Here is a 22842-nt window from a genome sequence, read left to right as displayed (position 1 = left end):
CCGCACCGACGCACCACAGCACCCGCACCACCGAGGAGTCCCGATGCCGCCCCGTACCGCCCGCACCCTCGGGATCGTCCTCGCGGTCCTCGGCCTCGTCGCCGTGATCGTCGCGATCGTCCTCCTCGTCCGCCCGGCCGACGGCGCGGGCGCCCCGACGTCCACCCCGGTCGCCCCCTCCGCCTCGGCCGCCGCCGCCCCGTCGACCGCGCCCACCGAGGCCGCGACGACCGGGCCCGCGGCGGAGACGACCGCCCCCGCCGCAGACGCCCCCTCGGCCGCCTCCCCGACCGAGGGAGTCGTCGCCTCGGCCGCCCCCGAATCCGCCGCCGCCGCCGTCCTCTCCTTCACCGCCTCGCCCGCGACGATCGACTGCGCCGGCGACCGCACCGCCTCCGTCCCGGTCGCGCTCTCCTGGCAGACCGAGGGCGGCGTCGCCGCCCGTCTCGCCGTCGGCACGACCGATGCGCAGTCCGGCGACCCCGTCGACCTCTCCGTGACCGGCTACTCCGCCCTCTCCGTCCCCTGCCGCGACGCCGAGACACTGATCACCCTCGCCGTCGAGTCCCCCGACGGCACCCTCACGCAGCGCACCCTCGTCCTGACCACGGACTGACCTCCTCCCCGCCGCGAGATGCCACTTGTGCACGCGACACGCCGTCGAAAGCGTGCACAAGTGGCATCTCGCGGGGACGGCCGGACGCGCGCGCACGGCAGAATGGAGACGATGACCTCCACCACACCTCCGCTCGGCCTGCTCCTCGACGTCGACGGGCCGATCGCCAGCCCGATCAGCCGCACGATCGCCATCGCCTCGATCGCCGACGACCTCGTCACCCTCGCGAACGCGGGCATCCCGCTCGTCTTCAACACCGGCCGCTCCGACGCGTTCCTGCGCGAGCGGGTGCTGCCGTCGCTGCTCGAGCGCGGCGTCTCGGCCGATGCGCGCATCGTCTGCGTCTGCGAGAAGGGCGCCGTCTGGTTCACCGTCGACTACCGCGGCACCTCCGAGCCGATCGTGGACGAGTCGCTCGCGATCCCGGAGGCCGTCGCCCGCGACCTCGAGCGGATGATCCGCGAGGACTACGACGACCTGGTCTTCTTCGACGAGACCAAGCGCGCGATGGTCTCGGCCGAGCAGCTCGTCGACCTCTCCAGCGAGGACTACCTCGAGCGCCAGCTCGTCTTCGACGCCGACGCCCTGCAGATCATGACCGCGGCCGGCCTCGGCGTCGAGCGCCGCGGCATCCGCTACCCGAACGACACCGGCGCCGTCGAGTACCGCATCGACCCGACCGTGATCTCCACCGACATCGAGTCGAACCGCCTCGGCAAGGACCTCGGCGCTCAGCGCGCCGTCGAGCTGCTCGGCGCCACCGGCCCGATCCCGCAGCGCTGGCGCACGGTCGGCGACTCCCGCAGCGACTACGCGATGGCCGACTGGCTGTCCGAGCACGCCTACGACGTCGCCCACGTCGACGTGCGCCCCGCGGAGGGCGTCCCGGACAAGCCGTACCCGATCCTCGTGGTCGACGGCGCGATCAACGACGAGGCCGGCGCCGCCGTGCTGCGCCGCTGGACCGAGCTCGTCGCCGACGAGACGACGCCCGAGGTCGGCGGCGGCATCTCCCTCCACGTCGCGGGCTGATCCGCCAGCCCCTCGTCCGCAGGCCCGCGGCCCGTTAGCGTTCGAGGCATGAGAATCGCAGTCACCGGTGGATCCGGGAAACTCGGCCGCAGCGTCGTCACCCGCCTCCGCGAATCCGGCCACGACGTCTTCGTCCTCGACCGCGCGGGAACCCGCGGCGAGGGCGTCATCAGCATCGACATCACCGACTACGGGCAGGTCGTCGACGCCCTGCAGGCCGTGGGCGACCGCTACGAGGGGATCGACGCGGTCGTGCACCTCGCGGCCGTGCCGGCGCCCGGTATCGTGCCCGACATCGCGACCTTCCAGAACAACATGTCGTCGACGTTCAACGTCTTCCACGCGGCGATCCGCGCGGGCATCCGCAGCATCGTCTACGCGTCCAGCGAGACGGTGCTCGGCCTGCCGTTCGACGTGCCGCCGCCCTACATCCCGGTCGACGAGAAGTACCCGGCCCGCCCGGAGTCGGTCTACTCGCTCACCAAGCACCTCGAGGAGCAGCTCGCGATCGAGCTCTGCCGCTGGCACGAGGACCTCACGATCATCGGCCTGCGCTTCTCCAACGTGATGAACGAGGAGGACTACGCCGAGTTCCCGTCCTTCGACGCCGACGCGACGCTGCGCAAGTGGAACCTCTGGGGCTACATCGACGGCCGCGACGGCGCCCAGGCGGTCGAGAAGGCCCTCGCGCACCGCGAGCCCGGCTTCGACCGCTTCATCATCGCGGCGGCCGACACCGTGATGACCCGTCCGAACGACGAGCTGGTCGCCGAGGTCTTCCCCGGCGTCGAGCTGCGCGGCGAGCTCGGTGTGAACGACACGCTGCTCTCGATCGACCACGCCCGCGAGGTCCTCGGCTACGCCCCCGAGCACTCCTGGCGCGACGCGCAGTAGCCACCACCGCCCGGCACGCGGAAACGCCTCCGGCTCGCGGGGATCCGAGGATCCCGCGAGCCGGAGGCGTTCGTGCGAGCCGGAGGAGCCGGCTCAGGAGCCGAGGGTCAGCTCGGGATGTAGTTGAACTCGTCCGGGTTCGGGCCGGTGCGCTCGTCGCGGTTGAGCGCGGAGATCGCGGTCATCGACTCGTCGTCCAGCTCGAAGTCGAAGAGGGCGAAGTTCTCCTCCACGCGCTTGCGCGTGACCGACTTCGGGAAGACGATGTCGCCGCGCTGGAGGTGCCAGCGGAGGACGACCTGCGCGGGGGAGCGGTCGACGCTGCTCGCGATGCGCACGATCGCCTCGTCGTCCAGGACCTTGCCCTGCGCGATCGGCGACCAGGCCTCGGTCGCGATGCCGTGCTCGACGCCGTAGGCGCGGAGCTCGTCCTGCGTGAGGAAGGGGTGCACCTCGATCTGGTTCACGGCCGGGACGATCGTCGCCTCGGCGCGCAGCCGGTTGAGGTGGTTCGTCTGGAAGTTGGAGACGCCGATCGCCTTCGCCTTGCCGCTGCGGTAGATCTCCTCCATCGCCTTCCAGGTCTCCAGGTAGTCTCCGACCTTCGGCAGCGGCCAGTGGATGAGGAAGAGGTCGACGTAGTCGAACTTCAGCTCGGCGAGGGTGTCGTCGATCGCCTGGAGGGCGTCCTCGCGGGCGTGGAAGCCGTTGTTGAGCTTCGAGGTGACGAACACCTCGGAGCGGTCGAGGCCGGAGGCGCGCACGGCCTCGCCGACGCCGGCCTCGTTGCCGTACATCTCGGCGGTGTCGATGTGGCGGTAGCCGACCTCGAGGGCGGCGAGGGTCGCGTCCTTCGTCTCGGCGGGGTCGATCTGGAAGACACCGAAGCCCAGCTGCGGGATCTCGACTCCGTTGTTGAGGGTGATCGTGGGGACAGTGTTCGCGTCCGTGCTCATACTCGAGCGTCCTTTCGTCCGGGGATCGACCGCATCGGAGAGCATGCGGCCGGAGTACAGTCCACGCCCCGCGGCCTCCCAGGTGCAAGGCCTTGCGCGGCTCGCGAACATCGGCGGTCGTCCGGCGCCGGTTCCACGACGCCCCGCGCCGTCACCGCGCCGGGGAACGACGAAGGCCCCCGGCACGGATGCCGGGGGCCTTCGAGGGTCGCGTGACTACGCGCGGGACTTGCGGCCGGTGATCGCGCCGTAGATCAGCAGAACGATGATCGCGCCGACGACGGCGAGGATGATGCTGACGAGGTTGAAGCCCATCGGGTCGTCGCGCCCGAAGAGCGCGCCGCCGATGAATCCTCCGAGGAGGGCTCCGACGATGCCGAGGATGATGGTGATGATCCATCCGCCGCCCTGCTTGCCGGGCAGGATGAGCTTTGCGAGTGCGCCGGCGATGAGGCCGAGGACGATCCAACCGATGATGCCCATGATGTGTCTCCTTCGTAGTGTGCTCGACCGGCCGTTCCGGTGCGAGCGTCAACGCCTGTCGTGAAGGCGTCCTTGCAGATGATGTCGATCAGCGGAGTGAGCGCTGCACCTTCGCGCGTGCCTTGTCGGCGACCGCGGTGAAGTGCTTCGCCTCGCGCTTCGAGGTCTTCTTGAGCTTCTTGCGCGTCTTCTTCGTGGCGGGGTCGTTCCACACGCCGAGTGCGAGATGGCGGAGCTCTTCGTAGCGTCCGCGACCGGCGCGGGCGCCGAAGACGTACGCAGCGAGGGCGACGAGCGCCAGCAGGACGAGGCGGGGATTCATGCGGTGACCCTTCCATCGGAGAGAGCACAGGGTCGTGCTCGGCCCCCATTCCACTCTCCTGCGGATGCCGTGACAATTCAGGGCCGGACCGTTGACAACGGCGTCGCCGATCTGCTTGCGCCCGCGCGTTGTAGCAGAGGTCCGCGCGGTCGGAGGAGCGTCAGTGCACCGGAGCGTCCGCGAACCGGTCGTGCAGATACGGTCCGTAGCCGCCGTCCACGCGGTTGCGGCGGCGTCCGGAGGTGGTCACCTCGCCGCGGTCGGTCGCCCCGACCCGCGCGCCCGCGGCGTGCAGGCGCTCCACCAGCAGGACGTCCTCGTGCAGCGGCTCGCCGCCGAAGCCGCCGGCGGCCAGGTACGCGCTCGCGCGGACCCCGAGGTTCGCGCCGTGGATGCTGCCGACCGACTCCTCCTGCTCGCGCGTGCGCCGCCAGCGCCGGTACATCGCCGGCGACAGGTCGGTGGGGTCGGGCCGGACGGTGCCGACCAGCGCGTCGTGGTGGCGGGCGTGCTCGACGTGCTCGAGCAGCCACTCCTCCGGCACGACGGTGTCGGCGTCGGTGTTCGCGAGCCAGACCCGGTCGTCCGGCACGGAGACGGTGCCGAGGGCGTGCGCGATGCCGGCCGCCCGCGCGGCGCCGACCCCGCAGCGCTCGAGCTCGAGCACCTCGGCGCCGGCGGCCCGGGCGCGCTCGACGGTCGCGTCCGTGCAGCCGTCGGCCGCGACGATCAGCCGGACCACGATCGGCGGATGCGCCAGGGCGAGGTGCTCGGCGCTGCGCAGCACGGACGCGACGGCGGCGCCGATCCGCTCCTCCTCGTCGTGGGCCGGCACGACGATCAGCACCTGCTCGATCCGGGTCACAGCAGCCCCGTCCGCCGGGCGACCGAGCGGCCGTCGCGCGAGTGCACCTCGAGGAGCAGGTCCTCCTCCTCATGCCGGGCGATCCGCCGCAGCCCGAGACCGGCGACGGCGCTCTGCACGGCGTCGCCGTCGAGCTCGAGGCCGTCGATCGGGTGCCGCCAGTGCACGGTGACCAGCTCGCCCGAGGCGGAGAGGCGGTCGCGCACCCCGCGGAGCGTCCGCTCGAGCGTCTCGCGGCCGAGGTAGTAGCCGACCTCGGAGAGCACGATCAGGTCGAACGGGCCCTCCGGCACTCCGCGGGTGATGTCGTGGTGCTCGACGCGCACGTGCTCGAGCGGCGCGAGGCGGCGGGCGGCCCGCTCCACGGCGGCGGCCGAGACGTCCAGGGCGAGCAGGTGCTCGGCCCGCGCGGCGAGGGCCTCGGCGAGCACGCCGATCGAGGAGCCGATCTCGAGGACGGAGTCGTAGCGCCGCTCGGGCAGGCTGGCGAGGGTGAGGGCGCGCTTGCGCTCCTCGTACCAGCGGCTCGTGTACCCCCAGGGGTCCTCGTGCCGCTCGTACAGCTCGTCGAAGTAGCTCATCCCCGTGTCCTCGTCGTCGGGGCCGCGCCCGCTCGTGCCTCCGAGCCTAGGCAGGATCGCGGCTTCTCTCCGCCACTTGTCGGTCGGATCGCCGTGCGCTAGCCCCGGGGTCGCCATCAGCGGACCCGTACCAGGCGGTCGTCGCCGGCGAACGCGCGGACGAAGCGCGGGTGCAGGACGGGGGCGGTGCCGGCCGGCCCGGGCGCGGTCTGGCTCGGGTAGCGCTCGCGGGCGCGGGCCTTGCGCGCCCGCAGATCGTCGTCGGCCTCGACGCGCACGAGGGCGGACCATGGCACCTCGGCGTCGTCGGGCGCGGCCCAGTGCCAGAGCCAGATCGGCGCGGCGAGCAGCGGGTGGCCGAGGGCGTCGGCGGCCTCGGTGCAGACCTCGCCGACCACGCGGTGGTCGCGGTGGCCGTCGCCGGTCCAGGTGGAGAGCAGGAGGACCCGGCCGGACTCGGCGCCGGCGCGCGCGAGGACATCCGCGAGGATCCGGTCGCGGTGCTCGGGCGTGCCCGAGTCGGGGACGTCGAGGAAGGCGAGGCCGATGCCGGCGCCGAGCTCGTCGAGCGCCGCGCGGGCCTCGGCGCGCCGCTCGGCGACGAGAGCGGCCGCGGCCCCGGGGGAGGAGGCGCCGTGGGCCGCACCGCCGTCCGTCACGATCACGACGTCCACGGGGACGCCGAGGCGGCGGGCGAGGGCGATCGTGCCGCCGCAGCCCAGCGTCTCGTCGTCGGCGTGGGCGACCACGACGAGCACGCGGTCGACGGAGAGGAGCGCGTCCGCGGACAGCACCGGGAGCCGATCGAGCCGGCCGTCCTCGCGCCAGTGCTCCACGGGCGTGCCCTCGAGGTGCCCGTCGAAGGCGATGACCCGGCTCACCACTCCTCCGCCTCCCCGCTGGCGAGGACCGCGCGGCCGAGGGCCGCGTCGTCGCGCTCGGCGTGGTGCTGGCGGACGTAGAGAGCGAGGTCGGCGACCCGCTTGGCGTGCTCCGCGTCGAGGGCGAGCGGAGCGGGCCCGAGGGCGCGGCCGGCGCGCAGCAGGACCTCCTCCACGGCGCTCGCGACGGTGCCGCGGACCCGCTTGGCCAGCAGCGAGCCGCGGCTCCCCTCGGCCTCGCCGGCGTCGATCAGCGCCGATGCCTCGTCGAGCGCGCGCCGGCCGGCGGAGAGAGCGGTGTCCACCGCGCCGAGGTGCGCGAGCAGGTGCGGATCCTCGCGGCGGGCGGCCGCTCGGGCCAGCGCCGCGGCGACGCCCCGGGCACCGCCGAGCCAGCAGGCGGCCACGCCGATGCCGCCCCAGGCGAAGCCGGGCCTCGAGAGGTACCAGCCGGGGGCGCCGACCTCCTGAGCCCGGGCGCCGGAGAAGCGCACCGGCCCGCTCGGGATCTCGATCAGGCCGCGGGGGTGCCAGGCGTTCTCCTCCGGGGTCGCGGTGCCGTCGCCGAGGCGCACGGCGAAGAGGCGGCGCTCGCCGGAGCCCTCGCCGACGTGCGCCGTGATCAGGGCCGCGTCGAGGCGCCCGGCCAGCGAGCACCAGGGCTTCACGCCGTCCAGCCGCCAGGCGTCGCCGTCGGGAGTCGCGATGAGCGGCTCGTCGCCGCCCTCCGCCGCGAAGACGCCCCAGACCGCGTCGTCGTCCACTCCGGCGTCCCGGGCGCTCAGCCCCGCCTCGCCGAGGATCGCGAGCGCGTCGAGATGCGGCTCGATCGCCCGGGCGACGCCGAGGTCGTGCCGGGCGAGGCGCTCGAGCAGCGCATGCAGCTCGGCGGTGCGGCCGGTGCCGGGCCGAGGCGGGTCCGCGGAGAGGGTGCGGGCGAGCGCCAGGGCGCCGTCGACGTCAGCAGGGAGGGAGGGAGGGGCGAGCTGTTCCATCTCCCGCGACGCTACGCGGTCGGCTCCGGGCCCGCGCCCGATTGTCCCCCGGTCTGGGCGGTGCTAGCGCCGCGCATGTCGAGGGCGGTGATGCGGCGCAGCAGGACGGCGAAGAGCTCGACGTCCCCCGCCTCCCAGCGGCGCAGCTCCTCGTGCATCAGCGCCTGGCGCGAGCTGCGGATCGCCCGCATCCGCTCGGCGGTCTCCGGCGGCACGGAGAGGATCGTCGCGCGTCCGTCGTCGGGGTCGGGGGAGCGCTGGAGGAGACCGAGGCGGTCCAGCGCCGAGATCTGCCGGCTGATCGAGGACTTGTCCGTCTCGAGCAGCTCGGCCAGGGCGCCCGAGTGCATCGGGCCGCGCCGCTCGAGGGTGGCGAGCGTCCGGTAGCCCGCGGTGCTGAGCTCGGGGTGGAGTCGTTCGGCGGCCGAGCGCATCGCGTCGCGCACCCGGTTGAAGAGGGTGCTCAGCTCGCCCTCGACGGCGGCGATCGCGGTGTCGGTCGTGCCGTCGGCGTCCGCGTCGGCGCCGTCGTGCGCGCCGGGTTCGGGGTCGGAGGCGGAGGGCGAGCCTGTCATCCCTCCAGCATCCCGTGTCGGGCCGACTTGCGCACGGGCCCGTCGACGTCGTACGCTTCCCGAAGCCAAAGACCGCCGGTTTCCGGTGTGCGCACGAGCAGGGCCCAGGCCCCGCGGATCGCCGCCGGACGAAGGATTCGCGAAGCGAATGGCCCGCGCAGGTGTGCAAGAGACCAGTTCCGCGTTCATCGCGATCCCCAGGCTCCCGCGCTCCTGCGCCGGAGCCTTTTTCTTTGCGTGCCTTCGGGCTACCGGCACGAGAATTCACAGGAGTACCCATGGCGAACAAGGAAGCCTCGGTCGCCGAACTCACGGAGAAGTTCCAGAGTTCGACCGCCGTTCTGCTGACCGAGTACCGCGGTCTCACTGTTGCTCAGCTCAAGACGCTGCGCAAGGACATCAGTGAGCACGCGACCTACGCCGTGGTGAAGAACACGCTGACCAAGATCGCGGCGAACAACGCCGGGATCTCGTCCTTCGACGCCGAGCTCGCTGGCCCTTCGGCCATCGCGTTCGTGCACGGCGACCCCGTCGCCGTCGCGAAGTCGCTGCGTGCCTTCGCCAAGGCAAACCCTCTCCTCGTGGTCAAGGGCGGTTACTTCGACGGTAACCCGCTGACCGCTGAAGAGGTGGGCAAGCTCGCCGACCTCGAGTCCCGTGAAGTGCTGCTCGGCAAGCTCGCCGGCGCCTTCAAGGCCTCGCTCTTCGGTGCGGCTTACCTGTTCCAGGCCCCGCTGTCCAAGGCCGTTCGCACGGTCGAGGCACTGCGCGAGAAGCAGGAGTCCGCGAGCTGACGTCTCCCTCCGGGAGGCAGCGTGCACGCGGTTCGTAGACAAGAAACAACAAGGAGAAAAATCATGGCAAAGCTCACGCAGGACGAGCTCATCGAGGCCTTCAAGGAGCTCACGCTCATCGAGCTCTCTGAGTTCGTGAAGAAGTTCGAAGAGGTCTTCGAGGTCACCGCCGCCGCGCCCGTCGCGGCTGCCGGCGTCGCCGGCCCGGCCGCCCCGGCCGAAGAGGTCGAGGAGCAGACCGAGTTCGACGTCGTGCTCGAGGCCGCCGGCGAGAAGAAGATCCAGGTCATCAAGGAGGTCCGCGCGCTCACGAGCCTCGGCCTCGGCGAGGCGAAGGCTGTCGTCGACGGCGCCCCCAAGGCTGTCCTCGAGGCCGTCAACAAGGAGACCGCCGAGAAGGCCAAGGCCCAGCTCGAGGCCGCCGGCGCGACCGTCACCGTCAAGTAATCCCCTCGCACCCGCTTCGGGTGCACGGATCCGCCTCCGGGCGGGCCCACCGGCGCAGGGCGTCGTCTCCTCGGAGGCGGCGCCCTTCGTCGTTCCCGCTGCTGCGCCGCCCCGACCGGGGGTGCCCTGCCTTCCCGGTGTCGCGGGACGCAGCCTCTAGAATCGGCGGGTGACTGCAATCGACCCGCTCGCCGGCCTGCCGGCGCGCGACGTGCCGCCCAGCGAGGTCTCGCTGAGCGAGCTGCTGAGCGACTTCGTCTCGGTGACGCACCGGATCACCCGGCTCGCCGCGCAGGCCACCGACAACCAGGAGTCCCAGGCGGTCTGGCGCACCCTCTCGGTGCTGCTGTCGATGGGGCCGATGCGCCTGGGCGAACTGGCGACGCAGAGCCGCGTCTCGCAGCCCACGATGACCAAGATCGTGAAGAACCTCGTCGAGACCGGCTGGCTCGACCGCATCGCCGATCCGGCCGACGCCCGGGCCTGGCAGATCCGCCTGGCCCCCGACGGCGCCGCGGCGCTCAGCGCGTGGCGCACCCAGCTGGGCGACGCCCTCACGCCGATCTTCGCCGACCTCCGCCCCGAGGACCGCCGCGTCCTCGAGCGCGCCGTCGAGATCATGCACGAGCGCCTCGTCGTCGCCCCGCGCGACTGAGTTCGCCGCGCCCTCCTGCGCACGCATGCTGGTCGAGTAGCCGGGAGGGGCGCATCGAGAGCCACCTCCGTCAGCGACTCGTGCAGGATGAGCGCGTGCAGATGCGACTCGAACTCGTCCCCGTGCCCGTCTCCGACGTCGACCGTGCGCTGGCGTTCTACGCCGACGTCGTCGGCTTCCACGTGGACCACGACGTCCGGCCCTCGCCGTCGATGCGGATCGTCCAGCTGACGCCGCCCGGCTCCGCTTGCTCGATCGTGATCGGCACCGGGATGGGGCCCGGGCCGGAGGACGGCGTCGTCCGCGGGCTGCACCTCGTCGTCGACGACATCGTCGCCGCACGCGCCCAGCTGGTCGGGCGCGGGCTCGAGCTCTCGGACGTGCAGGACATGGGCGGCGTGAAGTACGCCCACTTCGCCGACCCCGACGGCAACACCTGGTCGCTCCAGGAGATCGGCTCCCGCACCCCGCCGGCGTGAGCGGCGGGGTTCCCTCCCATGCTGGTCGAGCAGCCCCGGAGGGGCGTATCGAGACCCACGATCATCAGCAGTCAGTGTTGCCGGTGATGGATCTCGACACGCCCGCTGCGCGGGCTGCTCGATCAGCAGGGGGCGGGCGCGGCCGCCTCGGCTCAGTCCTCGGGCCAGCGGACGCGGGCGCCCGAGTCCGGGTGCTTGCGGAGCCAGGCCGCGATGAAGGGGCAGCGGGGGACGACCGTGCCGCCGGCGTCCGTCACCGCGAGGACCGCGGCGCGGGCGAGGACGCTGCCGAGGCCGTGCCCCTCCCACGCGTCGTCGACGACGGTGTGCGTCAGCACCACCTCGTCGCCGCGGCGGGCGTAGGCCGCGAAGCCCGCGACCTCGCCGCCGACGGAGATCTCGAAGCGCGAGCGCTCGGGGGCGTCGCGGACGACGGGGGAGGGGGCGGCGGAGTCGCTCATGCTCCGATTCTCGCTCCCCGCGGCGCCGACGTGCTGGTGCGGATGACGAGGGAGGCGGGGATGGTCGTGTGCCGGGCGGGCGGCGGCGCCTCGCCCCGGCCGAGCGCCGCCAGCGCCTCCAGCACCAGCGCGACCGCGAGCTCGCCCTGCTGCCGCGGATCCTGCCGGATCGAGCTCAGGCCGAACAGCTCGGCGAGCGGGTGGTCGTCGATCCCGATGATCGAGACGTCCTCCGGCACCGACAGCCCGAGCTCGCGGGCGGCGAGGATGATCCCGATCGCGATCTCGTCGGACGCGGCGAAGATCGCGGTCGGCCGGGTCCGAGGGTCGCCGAGCACCTGGCGCCCGGCGCGGTGCCCGCCCGGGATGTCGAACCGGGTCGGCACGAAGTGGCCGGGCCCCTGCTCGAGTCCGGCCGCGGCGAGGGCCTGGCGGAACCCCTCGTGCCGCTTCGTGTGCACGTGGAAGTCCATCTCCTCCTCCGTGAGCCCGCCGATGTGCACGACCCGCTCGTGCCCGAGCGAGAGCAGGTGCTCGGTGGCGAGGCGGGCCGCGGCGACGTCGTCGATGCTGAAGGTGGGGATGCCGGGCAGGGAGCCGCCGATCCCGACGATCGGCTTGCCCAGCGCGAGCAGCGCCTCCGTCTCGTCCGGGGAGATCTCGAGGGTCACCGCGACGATCGCGTCGACGCGCTTGCGGACGAGGTAGTACTCGAAGACGCTCCGGCGCGCGTCGTGGTGCTTGTCGATGTTGTAGAGGAGCACGTCGTAGCCGGCGGCGAGCAGGGCGTGCTCGATGCCCTCGATGATGCCGCCGAAGAACCACTGGTTGATCACCGGGATGATCACCGCGACGTTGTTGCTGCGACCGGTGACGAGGCTCGAGGCGTTCGCCGAGACGACGTAGCCGAGGCTGGACGCGGCGCGCTCGACCCGCTGCTTCGTCCCCGCGGAGACGTAGCCGCGGCCGCTGAGCGCGCGCGACACGGTCGCCTTCGACACTCCGGCGAGCTCGGCGACCTCTTCGATGCCTGGCACGGCGTTCCTCCCGGTCCGTCCGGCGTCGATGCTGGAAACGGTTCCAGAAAGTTATACCCCGGGCGCGACGCGACCGGGAGCGTCGAGATCGATCTCCCGCGGCGGGCGGCCCGATTTCCCGCGGTTCGTCGCCGGATCGTTATCTCAGAGAGCGCTCTATCGGCGCCGTTGTGCTTTCATCGAACTTGTGGAAAGGTTTCCCTCCGTGGAGGCCCGAGTCCACACGAACCCGGTGTTCCGCTCGGAGAGTCTTCGCACGGAACCACCAACAGCATCCGAGTCGTCGCAGCACCTGCTTCGAGTCGCCTCAGCCCGCCGGCCCGCCGGACGGCACCGGCCCTCGGCTGAACCACCACTCAATGAGGAGGAACCATGCGGTCATCCCTGCACCGCCGTATCACCCTTCCCGTCGCCGTTCTCGCAGCGGCCGGGATCGCCCTCGCCGGCTGCTCGAGCAGCAGCGACCCGAACGACCCCAACGCCGGCGGCGGCAGCTCCGCCGGCACTGTCGGCACCGCCGACGGCGTCGTCAACGTCTACGGCACCATCAACGGCGACGAGGCCACCCTTCTCGAGCAGTCCTGGGCGGACTGGGAGGAGGAGTCCGGCATCGACATCAAGTACACCGGCGACAAGGAGTTCGAGAAGCAGATCGGCATCAAGGTCCAGGGTGGCGACACCCCCGACCTCGCGATCTTCCCGCAGCCCGGTCTGCTCGCCGACACCGTCGCCTCCGGCAAGGTCCAGGAGCTGCCCGAGGGTGCCCTGACCGAGGTCCAGAACAACTGGTCCGAGGACTGGCAGAAGTACGGCCAGGTCGACGGCACGCAGTACGGCGCGCCGCTGATGGCGTCCGTCAAGGGCTACATCTGGTACTCGCCGGCGAAGTTCGCCGAGTGGGGCGTCTCCGTTCCCACCACCTGGGACGAGATGGAGGCGCTGGGCAAGACCATCGCCGAGAAGACCGGCGGACCGTCCTGGTGCGCGGGCTTCAACTCCGGTGAGGCGTCCGGCTGGCCGGGCACCGACTGGATCGAGGACGCCGTCCTCCGCGAGGCCGGCCCCGACGTCTACGACTCCTGGGTCGCGGGCGACACCCCGTTCACCGACCCCGAGATCAAGGCGGCGTTCGACTCCGTCGGCTCGATCCTCCTCGACCCGACCCTGGTCAACGCCGGCTACGGCGACGTCTCCTCGATCAACTCGACCGCCTTCGGCGACGTCGCGCAGAACATCGCGAACGGCACCTGCGCCCTGACCCACCAGGCCTCGTTCTTCGAGGGCTTCCTGATCTCGGCCGGCGCCAACGTGGCCGAGGACGGCGACGTCTGGGCCTTCCTCACCCCGCCGACCAATGCCGACGACCCCCAGGCCGTCACCGGTGGTGGCGAGATGGTCGCCGCGTTCTCGAACGACGAGGACACCGCGAAGGTCCAGGAGTACCTGGCCAGCGCCGACTGGGCCAACAGCCGCGTCAAGCTCGGCGGAGTCATCTCGGCCAACACGGGCCTCGACGCCGAGAACGCCGGCAGCGACATCCTGAAGGACTCCATCGGCATCCTCCAGGACCCGGACACCACGTTCCGCTTCGACGGCTCGGACCTCATGCCGAAGTCCGTCGGCGCCGACAGCTTCTGGAAGGGCATGGTCGACTGGATCGACGGCTCGAGCACCGATCAGGTCCTCGAGGAGATCCAGGCCGGCTACACCTCCTAGCAGTCGGGTGGAGGGCCGCCGCTTCTCGGAGCGGCGGCCCTCGACCGATGCCCGTCCGGCCCGATCGCACCCGCGGTCCGGCCGGACCGGGCCTCACCAGAGTTCAGAGTCGCACTCGAAAGGGCGTCCATGTCCGGCTTCTTCCAGTGGCTGGCGAGCATCCCCCCGCTCGCGCAGATCCCCATCATCCTTCTGGCGTTCGCGGCGGTCGTCGCGATCATCCTCTTCTTCGTCGAGATCGCCCCGCGGCGCGGCACCGGCTACACGGTCCTCCGTCTCGCCGTGACCGTCGTCCTGCCGGTCGTGCTCCTGCTCGCGTTCGGCCTGTACAACTCGGTCATGTGGGTCGCGGTCGTCGCGGCCGTCCTCGGCGGCATCCTCTTCCTGCTCGACTTCCGGTCCCGCAAAGGCGCGGGCTACGGACTGCAGCTGATCGCGTTCATGGCCCCGGCCGCCTTCTTCATCCTGATCGGCCTGATCTACCCGACGATCACGACCGCGCTGAACGCCTTCATGAAGAACGACGGCTCCGGATTCGCCGGCCTCGACAACTTCATCTGGGTCTTCACCAGCCCCGACGGCGTGACCGCCTTCCTCAACACCGTGGTCTGGGTGCTCCTCGCTCCGATCACCGCCACCGCGATCGGCCTCGCCTACGCGGTCTTCATCGACAAGAGCCGCGGCGAGAAGTTCTTCAAGCTGCTGGTCTTCATGCCGATGGCGATCTCGTTCGTCGGCGCCTCGATCATCTTCAAGTTCTTCTACGACACCCGCCAGGGCGAGCAGATCGGTGTCCTCAACGGCATCCTCACCGCGTTCGGCGGCTCTCCCGTCGACTGGCTGGGCCTCGAGCCGTGGAACACGCTGTTCCTGGTCGTCGTGCTGATCTGGACGCAGGCCGGCTTCGCGATGACGGTCCTCTCGGCCGCCATCAAGGGCGTGCCCTCGGAGCAGCTGGAGGCGGCGTCGCTGGACGGCACCAACGCCTGGCAGTCGTTCTGGAACGTCGTCGTCCCGGGCATCCGCTCCTCGATCGTGGTCGTGCTGACCACGATCTCGATCGCCTCGCTGAAGGTCTTCGACATCGTCTCGGCGATGACCGGCGGCCGCTCCGACACCACCGTCCTCGCCTTCGAGATGGTCCGCCAGTTCCAGCTCGGCGCCCGCAGCGGCTACAGCGCGGCCCTCGCGGTCATCCTGTTCCTGCTCGTGCTCCCGATCGTCGTCTACAACGCCCGCCAGCTCGCCAAGCAGAGGGAGATCCGATGAGCGTCACGCCCACTCCGATCCAGGTTCCGGTCGACCGCAGCACCGAGCGCTCGCTCGCCCGCGGCGAGTCGAAGATCGAGGCGGCCAGCGGCAAGGTCCGCAAGGCGACCACCTCGCGCGGAGCGACCCTCGCGGCCGCGATCATCGCGGCGATCTGGACCATCCCGACCCTCGGGCTGTTCATCTCGTCGTTCCGCCCCGCGAACGACATCAAGACGACCGGCTGGTGGACGATCTTCGCCAACCCCGGCTTCACCCTCGACAACTACGCGAACGCGCTGAACTCGGGCGACAGCCTGACGCTGGGCAAGGCGTTCGTGAACTCGCTGGTCATCACGCTGCCGGCGGCGCTGATCCCGATCACGATCGCCAGCCTCGCGGCCTACGCGTTCGCCTGGATCGACTTCAAGGGCCGGAACACGCTGTTCGTGCTCGTGTTCTCGCTGCAGATCGTGCCGATCCAGATGGCCCTCGTCCCGCTGCTGCAGCTGTTCTCGGACGGCCTGCGCATCGGCAACCTCTACATCCTGCCCGGGCTCGGGGTGAACGGGTTGGACGGCTCGTACGCGAAGGTGTGGATCGCGCACACGATCTTCGCGCTCCCGCTGGCGATCTTCATGTTGCACAACTTCATCTCGGAGATCCCCGGCGAGGTCATCGAGGCGGCGCGCGTGGACGGAGCCGGCCACGGCCAGATCTTCTTCCGCATCGTGCTGCCGCTCTCGGTCCCGGCGATCGCCTCGTTCGGCATCTTCCAGTTCCTGTGGGTCTGGAACGACCTGCTGGTCGCGACGGTCTTCACCTCCGGGCAGGGGCTCCCGATCACGAAGGCGCTGCAGGACCTCTCGGGCTCGTACGGCCAGTCGTGGGAGCTCCTCACGGCCGGAGCGTTCATCTCGATCATCGTCCCGCTGATCGTGTTCTTCGCCCTCCAGCGCTTCTTCGTCCGCGGCCTGCTGGCCGGCGCCACGAAGGGCTGATCGCCGTTCCATTCGGAGGCCCGGGTCCTGCTCACGCAGGGCCTGGGCCTTCCTTCGTCCGCGTGGGTCTCGATACGCCGCCGATGGCGGCTACTCGACCAGCATGATCGCGCCGGCCAGGCGGTGGACCGACCGGCGGCCTGCGGACGGTGGTCCCCTCCATGCTGGTCGAGCAGCCGCGGGACGCGGCGTATCGAGACCCGGTGAGTCGAGTCCGCGAACGCGGCCCGACATGGTCGGCAGGGTCGCCGCCGAGCGCCCGCCGCTGAGCACATCTTCGCCGTGGGCGGAAGCCGCGGGCGGTGTCGGCGGGCGGGGTTATGGTCGAGCGATGAGCAGGATGGGTGACGTCGCGAGCGGCGGCGGGATGCGCGCGGGCGCGGTGCGCGGGAAGATCTCCAGCAGCGACCCCGACGCCCAGCGGCGCAAGAACTCCGACGCCCCGAGGATCGACCACCTCTTCTCCCGGATCGCCTCGCTCTTCCGCGACCACCGCACGAAGCTCACGCTCACGGTCGCCCTCGTGCTCGTCGGCGCCGCACTGACGGTCGTGCCGCCGCTGCTCACCCAGCTGGCCTTCGACCGCGGGCTGTTCCCGGAGTCGGGCCGCCCGGACTTCCCCGTCCTGCTCGAGCTCGTCGGCGTGATGGTGCTGATCTGGGTGGTCTCCGCCGTGCTCGGCGTCTGGCAGACCTTCCTCACCGCGACCGTCGGCAACAGCGTGATGGGCGAGCTGCGGATCCGGCTGTTCCGCCACCTCCAGGCGATGGAGCTCGGCTTCTTCACCCGCACCCGCACCGGCGTGATCCAGTCGCGCCTCGCGAACGACGTCGGCGGCGTGGCCAGCGTGCTCACCAACACCGTCTCGAGCGTGCTCGGCAACACCGTCACCGTGATCGCGGCGGTCGTCGCGATGCTCCTGCTGTCCTGGCAGATGACGATCGTCGCCGTGGTGCTCACCCCGGTCCTGGTCATCGCCCAGCGCCGGGTCGGCCAGGTCCGCGCCCGGATCGCCACGAAGACGCAGGAGTCGCTGTCCGAGATGACGGCGATCACGCAGGAGACGCTGAGCGTCTCGGGCATCCTGCTCGCCAAGAGCTTCGGCCGCCAGGAGTCGGAGGTCACCCGCTACGCGGACGAGAACGGCCGGCAGATCGAGCTCCAGGTCCGCCAGCAGATGTCCGGGCAGTGGTTCTTCGCGACCGTGCAGATCTTCCTCTCGGTGATCCCCGTGGTCGTCTACCTCGTCGCCGCCTGGCTGATCCTCGGCGGGACGACCGTCACCGCCGGCACCGTCGTCGCCTTCACCACCGTGCAGGCGCGGCTGATGTGGCCGCTGCTGGGCCTGATGCGCGTCGCGCTCGACCTGCAGACCGCCGGCGCGCTCTTCGCCCGCATCTTCGAGTACCTCGACCTGAAGCCCGCGATCGCCGACCGTGCGGGCGCCCGCGACGTCGACGGCGAGCTCGGCCGGGTCGAGCTCGACGAGGTCGTCTTCCGCTACCCCGACCAGACCGACGACGTCCGGCCGACCCTCGACCGCGTCTCGGTCTCGATCGAGCCCGGCCAGTTCGTCGCCTTCGTGGGGCCCTCCGGTGCGGGCAAGACGACCATCTCGTACCTCGTGCCCCGGCTCTACGACGTCACCGAAGGGTCGGTCCGCTTCGCCGGCGCGGACGTCCGCGAGCTGCGGCAGGAGTCGCTGGTCTCGCACATCGGCATCGTCAGCCAGGAGACGTACCTCTTCCACGCGACGATCGCCGACAACCTCCGCTACGCGCGCCCCGGAGCGACGCAGGAGGAACTGGAGGCGGCCGCGCGGTCCGCGAACATCCACGACACGATCGCGTCCTTCCCCGACGGCTACGACACCCTCGTCGGCGAGCGCGGCTATCGGCTCTCCGGCGGCGAGAAGCAGCGCCTCGCGATCGCGCGGGTGCTGCTGAAGGACCCGGCCGTGCTCATCCTCGACGAGGCGACGAGCGCGCTGGACACCGTCTCGGAGCGGATCGTGCAGACCGCCCTCGACGACGCCGCCCGCGGCCGCACCACCATCGCGATCGCGCACCGCCTCTCGACGGTCGTCTCGGCCGACGTCATCCACGTCGTCGACGGCGGCCGCATCGTCGAGTCCGGCACCCACCTCGAGCTGCTCGAGCGCCGCGGTCTCTACGCCTCCCTCTACGCCCAGCAGGTCGAGACTGCCCTCAGCTCCTGACGCGCGTCGGCGGCGGCGCGGGGGTGTCCGTGTGTCAGGCGCAGTCGACGACGAAGCGCATCAGGCTGGTCGCGTCGTCCGTCTCGGACAGCTCGTCGAGGGCGCGGTTGAATTCGAGGCGGCGGCTGTAGGGGATGTTGACGGCGTCGATGCCGGCGCTCATCAGCACTCCCGTCATCATCAGGCGGGCGGTGCGCTTGTTGCCGTCGAAGTAGAACTGGCTCCGTGTCGCGGCTGCGAAGTAGGCCACGGCCCGCTCCCTCGGTTCGGGCAGCGTCTCGAGGAAGCGGACGAGCGAGTCGAAGCGCTCGATCAGTGCCTCGCCGCCGGTCCCGTGCTCGACGCCGGCGACGAAGCCGCCGTTCGCGAGTCGCACGCTGCCGCCGCCGGAGACGGTTCCCTCGCCGCGGAAGTGGCCGGACTCGATCGCCTCCTTCGCCGCGACCGTGCGGTGAAGGGTGTCCGACACGTCCTTGCGGAGGGCGAAGGCGCTCCGGCCGACCAGCTGGTCCAGATCGCTGTACGCCTGACTCAACGCCAGGACCTGCTCCTCGTCGGCCAGCGGCTTGCCGCCGACGGTCACGCCCTCGAGGAGGGTCCGCACCTCGGGGAGGGTGAAGGTGTTGCCCTCGAGTGCCGCGGCGTTCCAGACGAGGTCGGGCAGCGAGGCGCGGAAGCGGAACCGGGCGCGCTCGGAGGTGGTCGCCACGAGGCGGTTCCACTCGATCGTCGACGCGGTCCAGGTGATGCCGGTCCGCTCGCGCAGGAGGGTGCTGTCCGCGGCGGGGAGTGAGCGGTCCGCCGGTCCTTCGGTCCGTCCGCCGGTCGGGCGACGCCGGTAGCCGGGTCCGGGTCGCTGCTCGTCGGTCACGACCACTCCCGTCCCAGCTCCGAGGCGATCGCCGCCAGGTCACCGCCGAGGCCGATGCCGTCGAGCACCGCCTGCAGCGGGGACACCAAAACGACTCCCTCGACGTCGACCGCGCCCTGGAACAGGGGCGCGGGCGCGGGGACCACGAGGACGTCGGCGTGCTCGGTGGTCGTCGGCGTCAGAGTGTCGGCGAGCAGCTGTGAGACCCGGCGCGGGTCCGTGGTCCACAGCACCGAGACCCCCTGCAGGTCGTACCCCATCGCATCGAAGGCGGCCGCTCCGGAGAGCGCCCACGGCTCCTCGGAGGCGTGCCCCGCGGAGGCGAGGCGGTCGATGCTCCAGCGCGGGCCTGCGAGGGCGACGGCACCCGGCCGGTGCTGCGGTGCGGACGCTCGACCGGCCTCGCCGAGGAGGAGCGCCGTCTCCCCGCGCGAGTACCGGGTGAGCCGAGCGGTCCAGGCCGCGATCTCCTCGTCGCCAGGGGCCACCGAGAGGTCTCCGAGCATCGCGCGCGCGGCCGACGCCGCGTGCGGATCGGAGAGGGGCCGGACCGACAGATCGAGATCGAGGCCCACCGCGAGCAGGAGCTCCCGCAGGTCGTCGAGGCGCGGGTCGGTCTGCCCCGAGAGGATCCGGTAGCCGGTGGCGCGCGAGAGACCCGCACGGGAGGCGAGGAGATCGACGGAGTAGCCGAGCTCCTTCTGCGCCGTCTTCAGCTCGCCGAGTCTCATGTTCGAGACACTACTCTGTTCTGTCTCAATGGTGAGACAGTCCGAGTCGGAGGTTCCAGGTCAGGCGGCCGGGCGGTCGGCGAGCATCTGCTCCATCAGGGAGATCTCGGCCTCCTGGGCCTGGACGACCGAGGAGGCGAAGTCGGTGGCGACCGTGGCGCGGCTGCGGGCAAGCAGCGCCTCGGCCATGTCGATCGCGCCGCGGTGGTGGGCGATCATCAGCTCCAGGAACCGGCGGTCGAAGTCGCGGCCGGTCAGCGTGCCGAGCTCGGTGATCTGCTCGGGCGTCGCGAGGCCTGGCATGCTCTCGGGGACGACGTCCTCCTCCGTGGACATGCCCATCGACGAGTGCTCGTCGGCCGCGCCCGCGAGGGTGGGCCGGCCCATCCACGTCATCGACGGCTCGGGAGCGGCCTGCGGCAGGCCCCAGGAGTTCAGCCAGCCGAACAGCTGGCCGGCCTGCTGCTGCTGGGTGAGCAGGATGTCCTTCGAGACGGTGAGGACCTCGTCGTCGGTGCTGCGGTCGCGCGCGATCATCGCGAGCTCGGCGCCCTGGAGGTGGTGCACCTGCATGTCGCGGGCGAAGCCGGCCTCCGCGCTCGTCGTCGACGGCGTGGCCGTGGAGGAGAACGGGGCGAGGGCGCCGAAGAGGTAGCCGCCCGCGGCGCCCAGGAGCAGGGCGACGGCGGCGACGGCCGCGACGAGGAGGCGGCCCCTACTGCTTGCCGGGCGCATCGATGCCTCCGGTGCACGGGGCACCGGGCTCGGGCGCGGTCGAGGCCTGCCAGAAGCGCTCGACGAACGCGTCGATGCGCGGGTCCTCCGGGGAGTCGATGGCGACCTGGGCGTCCCAGGCGCTCAGCACGATCGGCGACTCGAGTCCCTCGTAGGGCGAGACGACCGCGTAGGTGTCGGGCATCGCGGCGATGAGGGCGTCGACCTCGCTCTGAGGGAGGGACGGGTCGTAGGTCGCCCAGACGGCGCCGTGCTCGAGGTCGTGCACGGCGTTCTCGTTCGGGACGGGCTCGCTGTAGACACCGCAGTTCATCCAGACCGCGTTGTGCGGGCCGCCCGCCGGGGGAGTCTGCTCGTACTCGACCGCACCGGCGACGTGGGTCGCGTCGTTCTCGAAGGTCTGCAGGCCGTCGATCTGCCGGGCCTCGACGATCTGCTGGTTGCCGAAGACGGTCACGGCGACGATGCCGCCGATCGCGACGACGGCGAGGGCCGAGAGCGACCAGATCCAGATCCGGCCGCTGCGCTTGCGCTTGGCCTGCTCGCGCTTGTAGGCCTCGACCTTGTCCTGGCGGGCGCGGTTCTTGGCGGACATCGTGTCTTTGGGCACGGTGGCGTCTCTCGTTCTGAGTCGGGGTGGCGCGCCGGGGAGGGCGCAGGCGCCTGAGAGGCGCTCTCAGAGGATAACGAGCGAGGCTCCGGATCGGATCAATGCGCGGTGGGAGTGCTGGCTGGGGGCGGGTCTCGAGACGCCCTGCGGGCTGCTCGACCAGCATGCAGCGCCTGCGGGTCAGCCGGTGAGCATGCAGCGCCTGCGGGTCAGCCGGTGAGCATGCAGCGCCGCGCTCACGCGGTGAAGGTCAGCCAGAGGAGCAGGCCGTTCAGCACGATCAGGAAGAGGGCGGCGAGGATCGCGCCGAGGGTGGTGAACCAGCGGTTCGCCTGGTCGCCCATCAGGGCGCGGTTCCGGGTCAGGGCGACGAGCGGCACGAGCGCGAAGGGGATGCCGAAGGAGAGCACGACCTGGCTCAGCACGAGCGCGCGGGTCGGGTCGAAGCCGATCCCGAGCACGATCAGCGCCGGGATCAGCGTGACCAGGCGGCGGGCGACGAGCGGCACCCGCAGGTTCAGCAGCCCGTGCATGATCTCCGCGCCGGCGTAGGCGCCGACCGAGGTCGAGGCGAGTCCGGAGGCCAGGAGGCCGACTGCGAAGAGCGTCGCGACGACCGGCCCGAGCGCCGCGCCGATCGCGGCGTGCGCGCCCTCGAGGCTGTCGGTGCCGGCGACGCCGGACAGCGAGTGCGCGGCGAGCAGGAGGATCGCGAGGTTCACGGTGCCGGCGATCGCGAGGGCCACGGTGACGTCGATCCGGGTGGCCGTGAGGATCCTCCGGCGGGCGGTCACCCCGTCGACGCGGCCGAAGCGGTCCCGCGCGAGGGCCGAGTGCGCGTAGATCGCGTGCGGCATGACCGTGGCGCCGAGGATCGACGCGGCGAGGAGCACCGACTCCGAGCCGTCGAAGCGGGGGAGGAGCCCGGCGGCGGCGGCGCCCGCGTCCGGCGGATCGACGACCACGCCCACGGTGAAGCCGACCGCGATGACGACCATCAGCGCTGTGATCACGCGCTCGAACGGCTGCGCGCCGCCGCGGGTCTGGATCACCAGGAGCACCAGCGAGACGGCCCCGGTGACGAGTCCGCCCGCGAGCAGCGGAAGCCCGAACAGCAGGTTCAGCGCGATCGCCCCGCCGATGACCTCGGCGAGGTCGGTGGCGATCGCGACCGTCTCGGCCTGAAGCCAGTAGGCGCGCCGGCCCCAGCGCCCGCGGAGGCGCTCGCCGAGCAGCTCGGGCAGCGACTTGCCCGTCATCAGGCCGAGCTTGGCCGAGAGGTACTGGATCAGCCAGGCCATCAGGTTGCCGAGGACGACCACCCAGACGAGCAGATAGCCGAAGCGGGCACCCGCCGTCATGTTGCTGGCGACGTTGCCCGGATCGAGGTAGGCGACTCCGGCGACCATGGCGGGGCCGAGCAGTCTGAGCAGGCGCGCGTCGGCCGGACCCCGCGTCGTGGCGGTGATCGGAGGGGTCATTGCAGGCGGTGTCCGTTCCGGTCGGCGGTGACGCGAGGACCCCCACGATAGGGCACTCCCCGGCGTCGAACCACTCCCTCCCGGGCCGAGCGGGAGCCGCCTGCGAGCGTCTCGGCGGCCCCCGTCATCCGCCGATCCGCGGTTGATACGCTGGACAG

General features: G+C 71.5%; 26 protein-coding genes. 11 read left to right on the top strand and 15 right to left on the bottom strand.

Going from position 1 to position 22842, the window contains the following annotated elements; all coding sequences use genetic code 11:
• Positions 1–43 precede the first annotated feature (43 nt).
• The 3 genes from GTU73_RS15650 (at position 44) to GTU73_RS15640 (ending at position 2542) form a co-directional block, all read left to right on the top strand.
• The gene (locus GTU73_RS15650) at positions 44–616 is read left to right on the top strand and encodes a hypothetical protein (RefSeq protein WP_160090597.1); all 573 of its coding nucleotides are present in this window, start codon (positions 44–46) and stop codon (positions 614–616) included.
• 111 nt (positions 617–727) lie between these two features.
• A complete protein-coding gene (locus GTU73_RS15645; protein ID WP_208543681.1) occupies positions 728–1648 on the top strand; it encodes a hypothetical protein in 921 nt (306 codons plus the stop codon).
• A gap of 48 nt (positions 1649–1696) precedes the next feature.
• Positions 1697–2542, top strand: coding sequence for an NAD(P)-dependent oxidoreductase (locus GTU73_RS15640; RefSeq protein WP_160090595.1), 846 nt, complete (start codon positions 1697–1699; stop codon positions 2540–2542).
• 107 nt (positions 2543–2649) lie between these two features.
• On the opposite strand, the gene GTU73_RS15635 is transcribed toward GTU73_RS15640, so the two are convergent.
• The 8 genes from GTU73_RS15635 to GTU73_RS15600 all read right to left on the bottom strand — a co-directional run bounded on the left by GTU73_RS15635 (position 2650) and on the right by GTU73_RS15600 (position 8200).
• Complete coding sequence (locus GTU73_RS15635; protein ID WP_160090594.1) at positions 2650–3498, bottom strand: aldo/keto reductase; 849 nt, start codon at positions 3496–3498, stop codon at positions 2650–2652.
• A gap of 216 nt (positions 3499–3714) precedes the next feature.
• Positions 3715–3981 carry a GlsB/YeaQ/YmgE family stress response membrane protein gene (locus tag GTU73_RS15630; protein ID WP_056041656.1) on the bottom strand — a complete coding sequence of 89 codons (267 nt, stop codon included), beginning with the start codon at positions 3979–3981 and terminating at the stop codon, positions 3715–3717.
• 88 nt (positions 3982–4069) lie between these two features.
• Complete coding sequence (locus tag GTU73_RS15625) at positions 4070–4303, bottom strand: YtxH domain-containing protein (protein WP_123447798.1); 234 nt, start codon at positions 4301–4303, stop codon at positions 4070–4072.
• A 160-nt stretch (positions 4304–4463) separates the two neighbouring features.
• Positions 4464–5168: a glycosyltransferase family 2 protein gene (locus GTU73_RS15620; RefSeq protein WP_160090593.1), complete on the bottom strand. Its 705-nt coding sequence runs from the start codon at positions 5166–5168 to the stop codon at positions 4464–4466.
• On the bottom strand, positions 5165–5749 hold the full coding sequence (locus GTU73_RS15615; protein WP_160090592.1) for an SAM-dependent methyltransferase: 585 nt from the start codon (positions 5747–5749) through the stop codon (positions 5165–5167). The genes GTU73_RS15620 and GTU73_RS15615 overlap by 4 nt, the downstream gene beginning before the upstream one ends.
• Before the next feature lie 116 nt (positions 5750–5865).
• Complete coding sequence (locus GTU73_RS15610; RefSeq protein ID WP_160090591.1) at positions 5866–6630, bottom strand: PIG-L family deacetylase; 765 nt, start codon at positions 6628–6630, stop codon at positions 5866–5868.
• Entirely contained in the window at positions 6627–7625 is a 999-nt protein-coding gene (locus GTU73_RS15605; protein ID WP_160090590.1) for an acyl-CoA dehydrogenase, read from the bottom strand. The genes GTU73_RS15610 and GTU73_RS15605 overlap by 4 nt, the downstream gene beginning before the upstream one ends.
• Positions 7626–7636: 11 nt before the next feature.
• Positions 7637–8200 carry a MarR family winged helix-turn-helix transcriptional regulator gene (locus GTU73_RS15600; RefSeq protein ID WP_160090589.1) on the bottom strand — a complete coding sequence of 188 codons (564 nt, stop codon included), beginning with the start codon at positions 8198–8200 and terminating at the stop codon, positions 7637–7639.
• 278 nt (positions 8201–8478) lie between these two features.
• Here GTU73_RS15600 and rplJ point away from each other — a divergent pair, with 278 nt between their 5' ends.
• From rplJ to GTU73_RS15580, 4 genes are all read left to right on the top strand, one after another.
• Positions 8479–8994, top strand: a complete 516-nt coding sequence (gene rplJ, locus GTU73_RS15595) for a 50S ribosomal protein L10 (RefSeq protein ID WP_123447792.1) — start codon at positions 8479–8481, stop codon at positions 8992–8994.
• Positions 8995–9057: 63 nt separating this feature from the next.
• Positions 9058–9441 (top strand): 50S ribosomal protein L7/L12, encoded by a 384-nt coding sequence (gene rplL / locus GTU73_RS15590; protein WP_055791021.1) that lies wholly within the window; start codon positions 9058–9060, stop codon positions 9439–9441.
• Between the two features lie 169 nt (positions 9442–9610).
• Entirely contained in the window at positions 9611–10096 is a 486-nt protein-coding gene (locus GTU73_RS15585; RefSeq protein ID WP_243732947.1) for a MarR family transcriptional regulator, read from the top strand.
• A gap of 95 nt (positions 10097–10191) precedes the next feature.
• Positions 10192–10575, top strand: a complete 384-nt coding sequence (locus GTU73_RS15580) for a VOC family protein (protein ID WP_244231664.1) — start codon at positions 10192–10194, stop codon at positions 10573–10575.
• 152 nt (positions 10576–10727) lie between these two features.
• On the opposite strand, the gene GTU73_RS15575 is transcribed toward GTU73_RS15580, so the two are convergent.
• Positions 10728–11036: a GNAT family N-acetyltransferase gene (locus tag GTU73_RS15575; protein ID WP_160090588.1), complete on the bottom strand. Its 309-nt coding sequence runs from the start codon at positions 11034–11036 to the stop codon at positions 10728–10730.
• The gene (locus GTU73_RS15570; protein ID WP_160090587.1) at positions 11033–12073 is read right to left on the bottom strand and encodes a LacI family DNA-binding transcriptional regulator; all 1041 of its coding nucleotides are present in this window, start codon (positions 12071–12073) and stop codon (positions 11033–11035) included. The genes GTU73_RS15575 and GTU73_RS15570 overlap by 4 nt, the downstream gene beginning before the upstream one ends.
• A 372-nt stretch (positions 12074–12445) precedes the next feature.
• Between GTU73_RS15570 and GTU73_RS15565 the strand changes: the two genes are divergently transcribed.
• From GTU73_RS15565 to GTU73_RS15550, 4 genes are all read left to right on the top strand, one after another.
• Positions 12446–13789, top strand: coding sequence for an ABC transporter substrate-binding protein (locus GTU73_RS15565; protein ID WP_160090586.1), 1344 nt, complete (start codon positions 12446–12448; stop codon positions 13787–13789).
• A 129-nt stretch (positions 13790–13918) separates the two neighbouring features.
• The gene (locus GTU73_RS15560) at positions 13919–15058 is read left to right on the top strand and encodes a sugar ABC transporter permease (RefSeq protein ID WP_160090585.1); all 1140 of its coding nucleotides are present in this window, start codon (positions 13919–13921) and stop codon (positions 15056–15058) included.
• Positions 15055–16038, top strand: coding sequence for a carbohydrate ABC transporter permease (locus GTU73_RS15555; protein ID WP_160090584.1), 984 nt, complete (start codon positions 15055–15057; stop codon positions 16036–16038). Before GTU73_RS15560 ends, GTU73_RS15555 begins: the two co-directional genes overlap by 4 nt.
• Positions 16039–16378: 340 nt before the next feature.
• Entirely contained in the window at positions 16379–18256 is a 1878-nt protein-coding gene (locus GTU73_RS15550; RefSeq protein ID WP_160091422.1) for an ABC transporter ATP-binding protein, read from the top strand.
• A 34-nt stretch (positions 18257–18290) separates the two neighbouring features.
• Here GTU73_RS15550 and GTU73_RS15545 read toward each other — a convergent pair whose 3' ends face one another.
• The 5 genes from GTU73_RS15545 to GTU73_RS15525 form a co-directional block, all read right to left on the bottom strand.
• Positions 18291–19127: a hypothetical protein gene (locus tag GTU73_RS15545; RefSeq protein ID WP_208543680.1), complete on the bottom strand. Its 837-nt coding sequence runs from the start codon at positions 19125–19127 to the stop codon at positions 18291–18293.
• The gene (locus GTU73_RS15540; protein WP_160090583.1) at positions 19124–19858 is read right to left on the bottom strand and encodes a hypothetical protein; all 735 of its coding nucleotides are present in this window, start codon (positions 19856–19858) and stop codon (positions 19124–19126) included. The genes GTU73_RS15545 and GTU73_RS15540 overlap by 4 nt, the downstream gene beginning before the upstream one ends.
• A 60-nt stretch (positions 19859–19918) precedes the next feature.
• Positions 19919–20593: a DUF305 domain-containing protein gene (locus GTU73_RS15535; RefSeq protein ID WP_160090582.1), complete on the bottom strand. Its 675-nt coding sequence runs from the start codon at positions 20591–20593 to the stop codon at positions 19919–19921.
• A complete protein-coding gene (locus tag GTU73_RS15530; protein ID WP_244231663.1) occupies positions 20574–21203 on the bottom strand; it encodes a DUF3105 domain-containing protein in 630 nt (209 codons plus the stop codon). Before GTU73_RS15530 ends, GTU73_RS15535 begins: the two co-directional genes overlap by 20 nt.
• 236 nt (positions 21204–21439) lie before the next feature.
• Complete coding sequence (locus GTU73_RS15525) at positions 21440–22684, bottom strand: Nramp family divalent metal transporter (RefSeq protein ID WP_160090581.1); 1245 nt, start codon at positions 22682–22684, stop codon at positions 21440–21442.
• Positions 22685–22842 lie beyond the last annotated feature (158 nt).

This window comes from Rathayibacter sp. VKM Ac-2804, from assembly GCF_009866655.1.
GTDB lineage: Bacteria > Actinomycetota > Actinomycetes > Actinomycetales > Microbacteriaceae > Rathayibacter.
This window is presented reverse-complemented; position numbering and strand designations above follow the sequence as displayed.

Excerpts from the sequence above, each read along its gene's own strand:
- GTU73_RS15650 (WP_160090597.1), top strand. The coding sequence starts at position 44 with ATGCCGCCCCGTACCGCCCGCACCCTCGGGATCGTCCTCGCGGTCCTC.
- GTU73_RS15645 (WP_208543681.1), top strand. The coding sequence starts at position 728 with ATGACCTCCACCACACCTCCGCTCGGCCTGCTCCTCGACGTCGACGGG.
- GTU73_RS15640 (WP_160090595.1), top strand. The coding sequence starts at position 1,697 with ATGAGAATCGCAGTCACCGGTGGATCCGGGAAACTCGGCCGCAGCGTC.
- GTU73_RS15635 (WP_160090594.1), bottom strand. The coding sequence starts at position 3,498 with ATGAGCACGGACGCGAACACTGTCCCCACGATCACCCTCAACAACGGA.
- GTU73_RS15630 (WP_056041656.1), bottom strand. The coding sequence starts at position 3,981 with ATGGGCATCATCGGTTGGATCGTCCTCGGCCTCATCGCCGGCGCACTC.
- GTU73_RS15625 (WP_123447798.1), bottom strand. The coding sequence starts at position 4,303 with ATGAATCCCCGCCTCGTCCTGCTGGCGCTCGTCGCCCTCGCTGCGTAC.
- GTU73_RS15615 (WP_160090592.1), bottom strand. The coding sequence starts at position 5,749 with ATGAGCTACTTCGACGAGCTGTACGAGCGGCACGAGGACCCCTGGGGG.
- GTU73_RS15605 (WP_160090590.1), bottom strand. The coding sequence starts at position 7,625 with ATGGAACAGCTCGCCCCTCCCTCCCTCCCTGCTGACGTCGACGGCGCC.
- GTU73_RS15600 (WP_160090589.1), bottom strand. The coding sequence starts at position 8,200 with ATGACAGGCTCGCCCTCCGCCTCCGACCCCGAACCCGGCGCGCACGAC.
- rplJ (WP_123447792.1), top strand. The coding sequence starts at position 8,479 with ATGGCGAACAAGGAAGCCTCGGTCGCCGAACTCACGGAGAAGTTCCAG.
- rplL (WP_055791021.1), top strand. The coding sequence starts at position 9,058 with ATGGCAAAGCTCACGCAGGACGAGCTCATCGAGGCCTTCAAGGAGCTC.
- GTU73_RS15575 (WP_160090588.1), bottom strand. The coding sequence starts at position 11,036 with ATGAGCGACTCCGCCGCCCCCTCCCCCGTCGTCCGCGACGCCCCCGAG.
- GTU73_RS15565 (WP_160090586.1), top strand. The coding sequence starts at position 12,446 with ATGCGGTCATCCCTGCACCGCCGTATCACCCTTCCCGTCGCCGTTCTC.
- GTU73_RS15560 (WP_160090585.1), top strand. The coding sequence starts at position 13,919 with ATGTCCGGCTTCTTCCAGTGGCTGGCGAGCATCCCCCCGCTCGCGCAG.
- GTU73_RS15555 (WP_160090584.1), top strand. The coding sequence starts at position 15,055 with ATGAGCGTCACGCCCACTCCGATCCAGGTTCCGGTCGACCGCAGCACC.
- GTU73_RS15550 (WP_160091422.1), top strand. The coding sequence starts at position 16,379 with ATGGGTGACGTCGCGAGCGGCGGCGGGATGCGCGCGGGCGCGGTGCGC.
- GTU73_RS15540 (WP_160090583.1), bottom strand. The coding sequence starts at position 19,858 with ATGAGACTCGGCGAGCTGAAGACGGCGCAGAAGGAGCTCGGCTACTCC.
- GTU73_RS15535 (WP_160090582.1), bottom strand. The coding sequence starts at position 20,593 with ATGCGCCCGGCAAGCAGTAGGGGCCGCCTCCTCGTCGCGGCCGTCGCC.
- GTU73_RS15525 (WP_160090581.1), bottom strand. The coding sequence starts at position 22,684 with ATGACCCCTCCGATCACCGCCACGACGCGGGGTCCGGCCGACGCGCGC.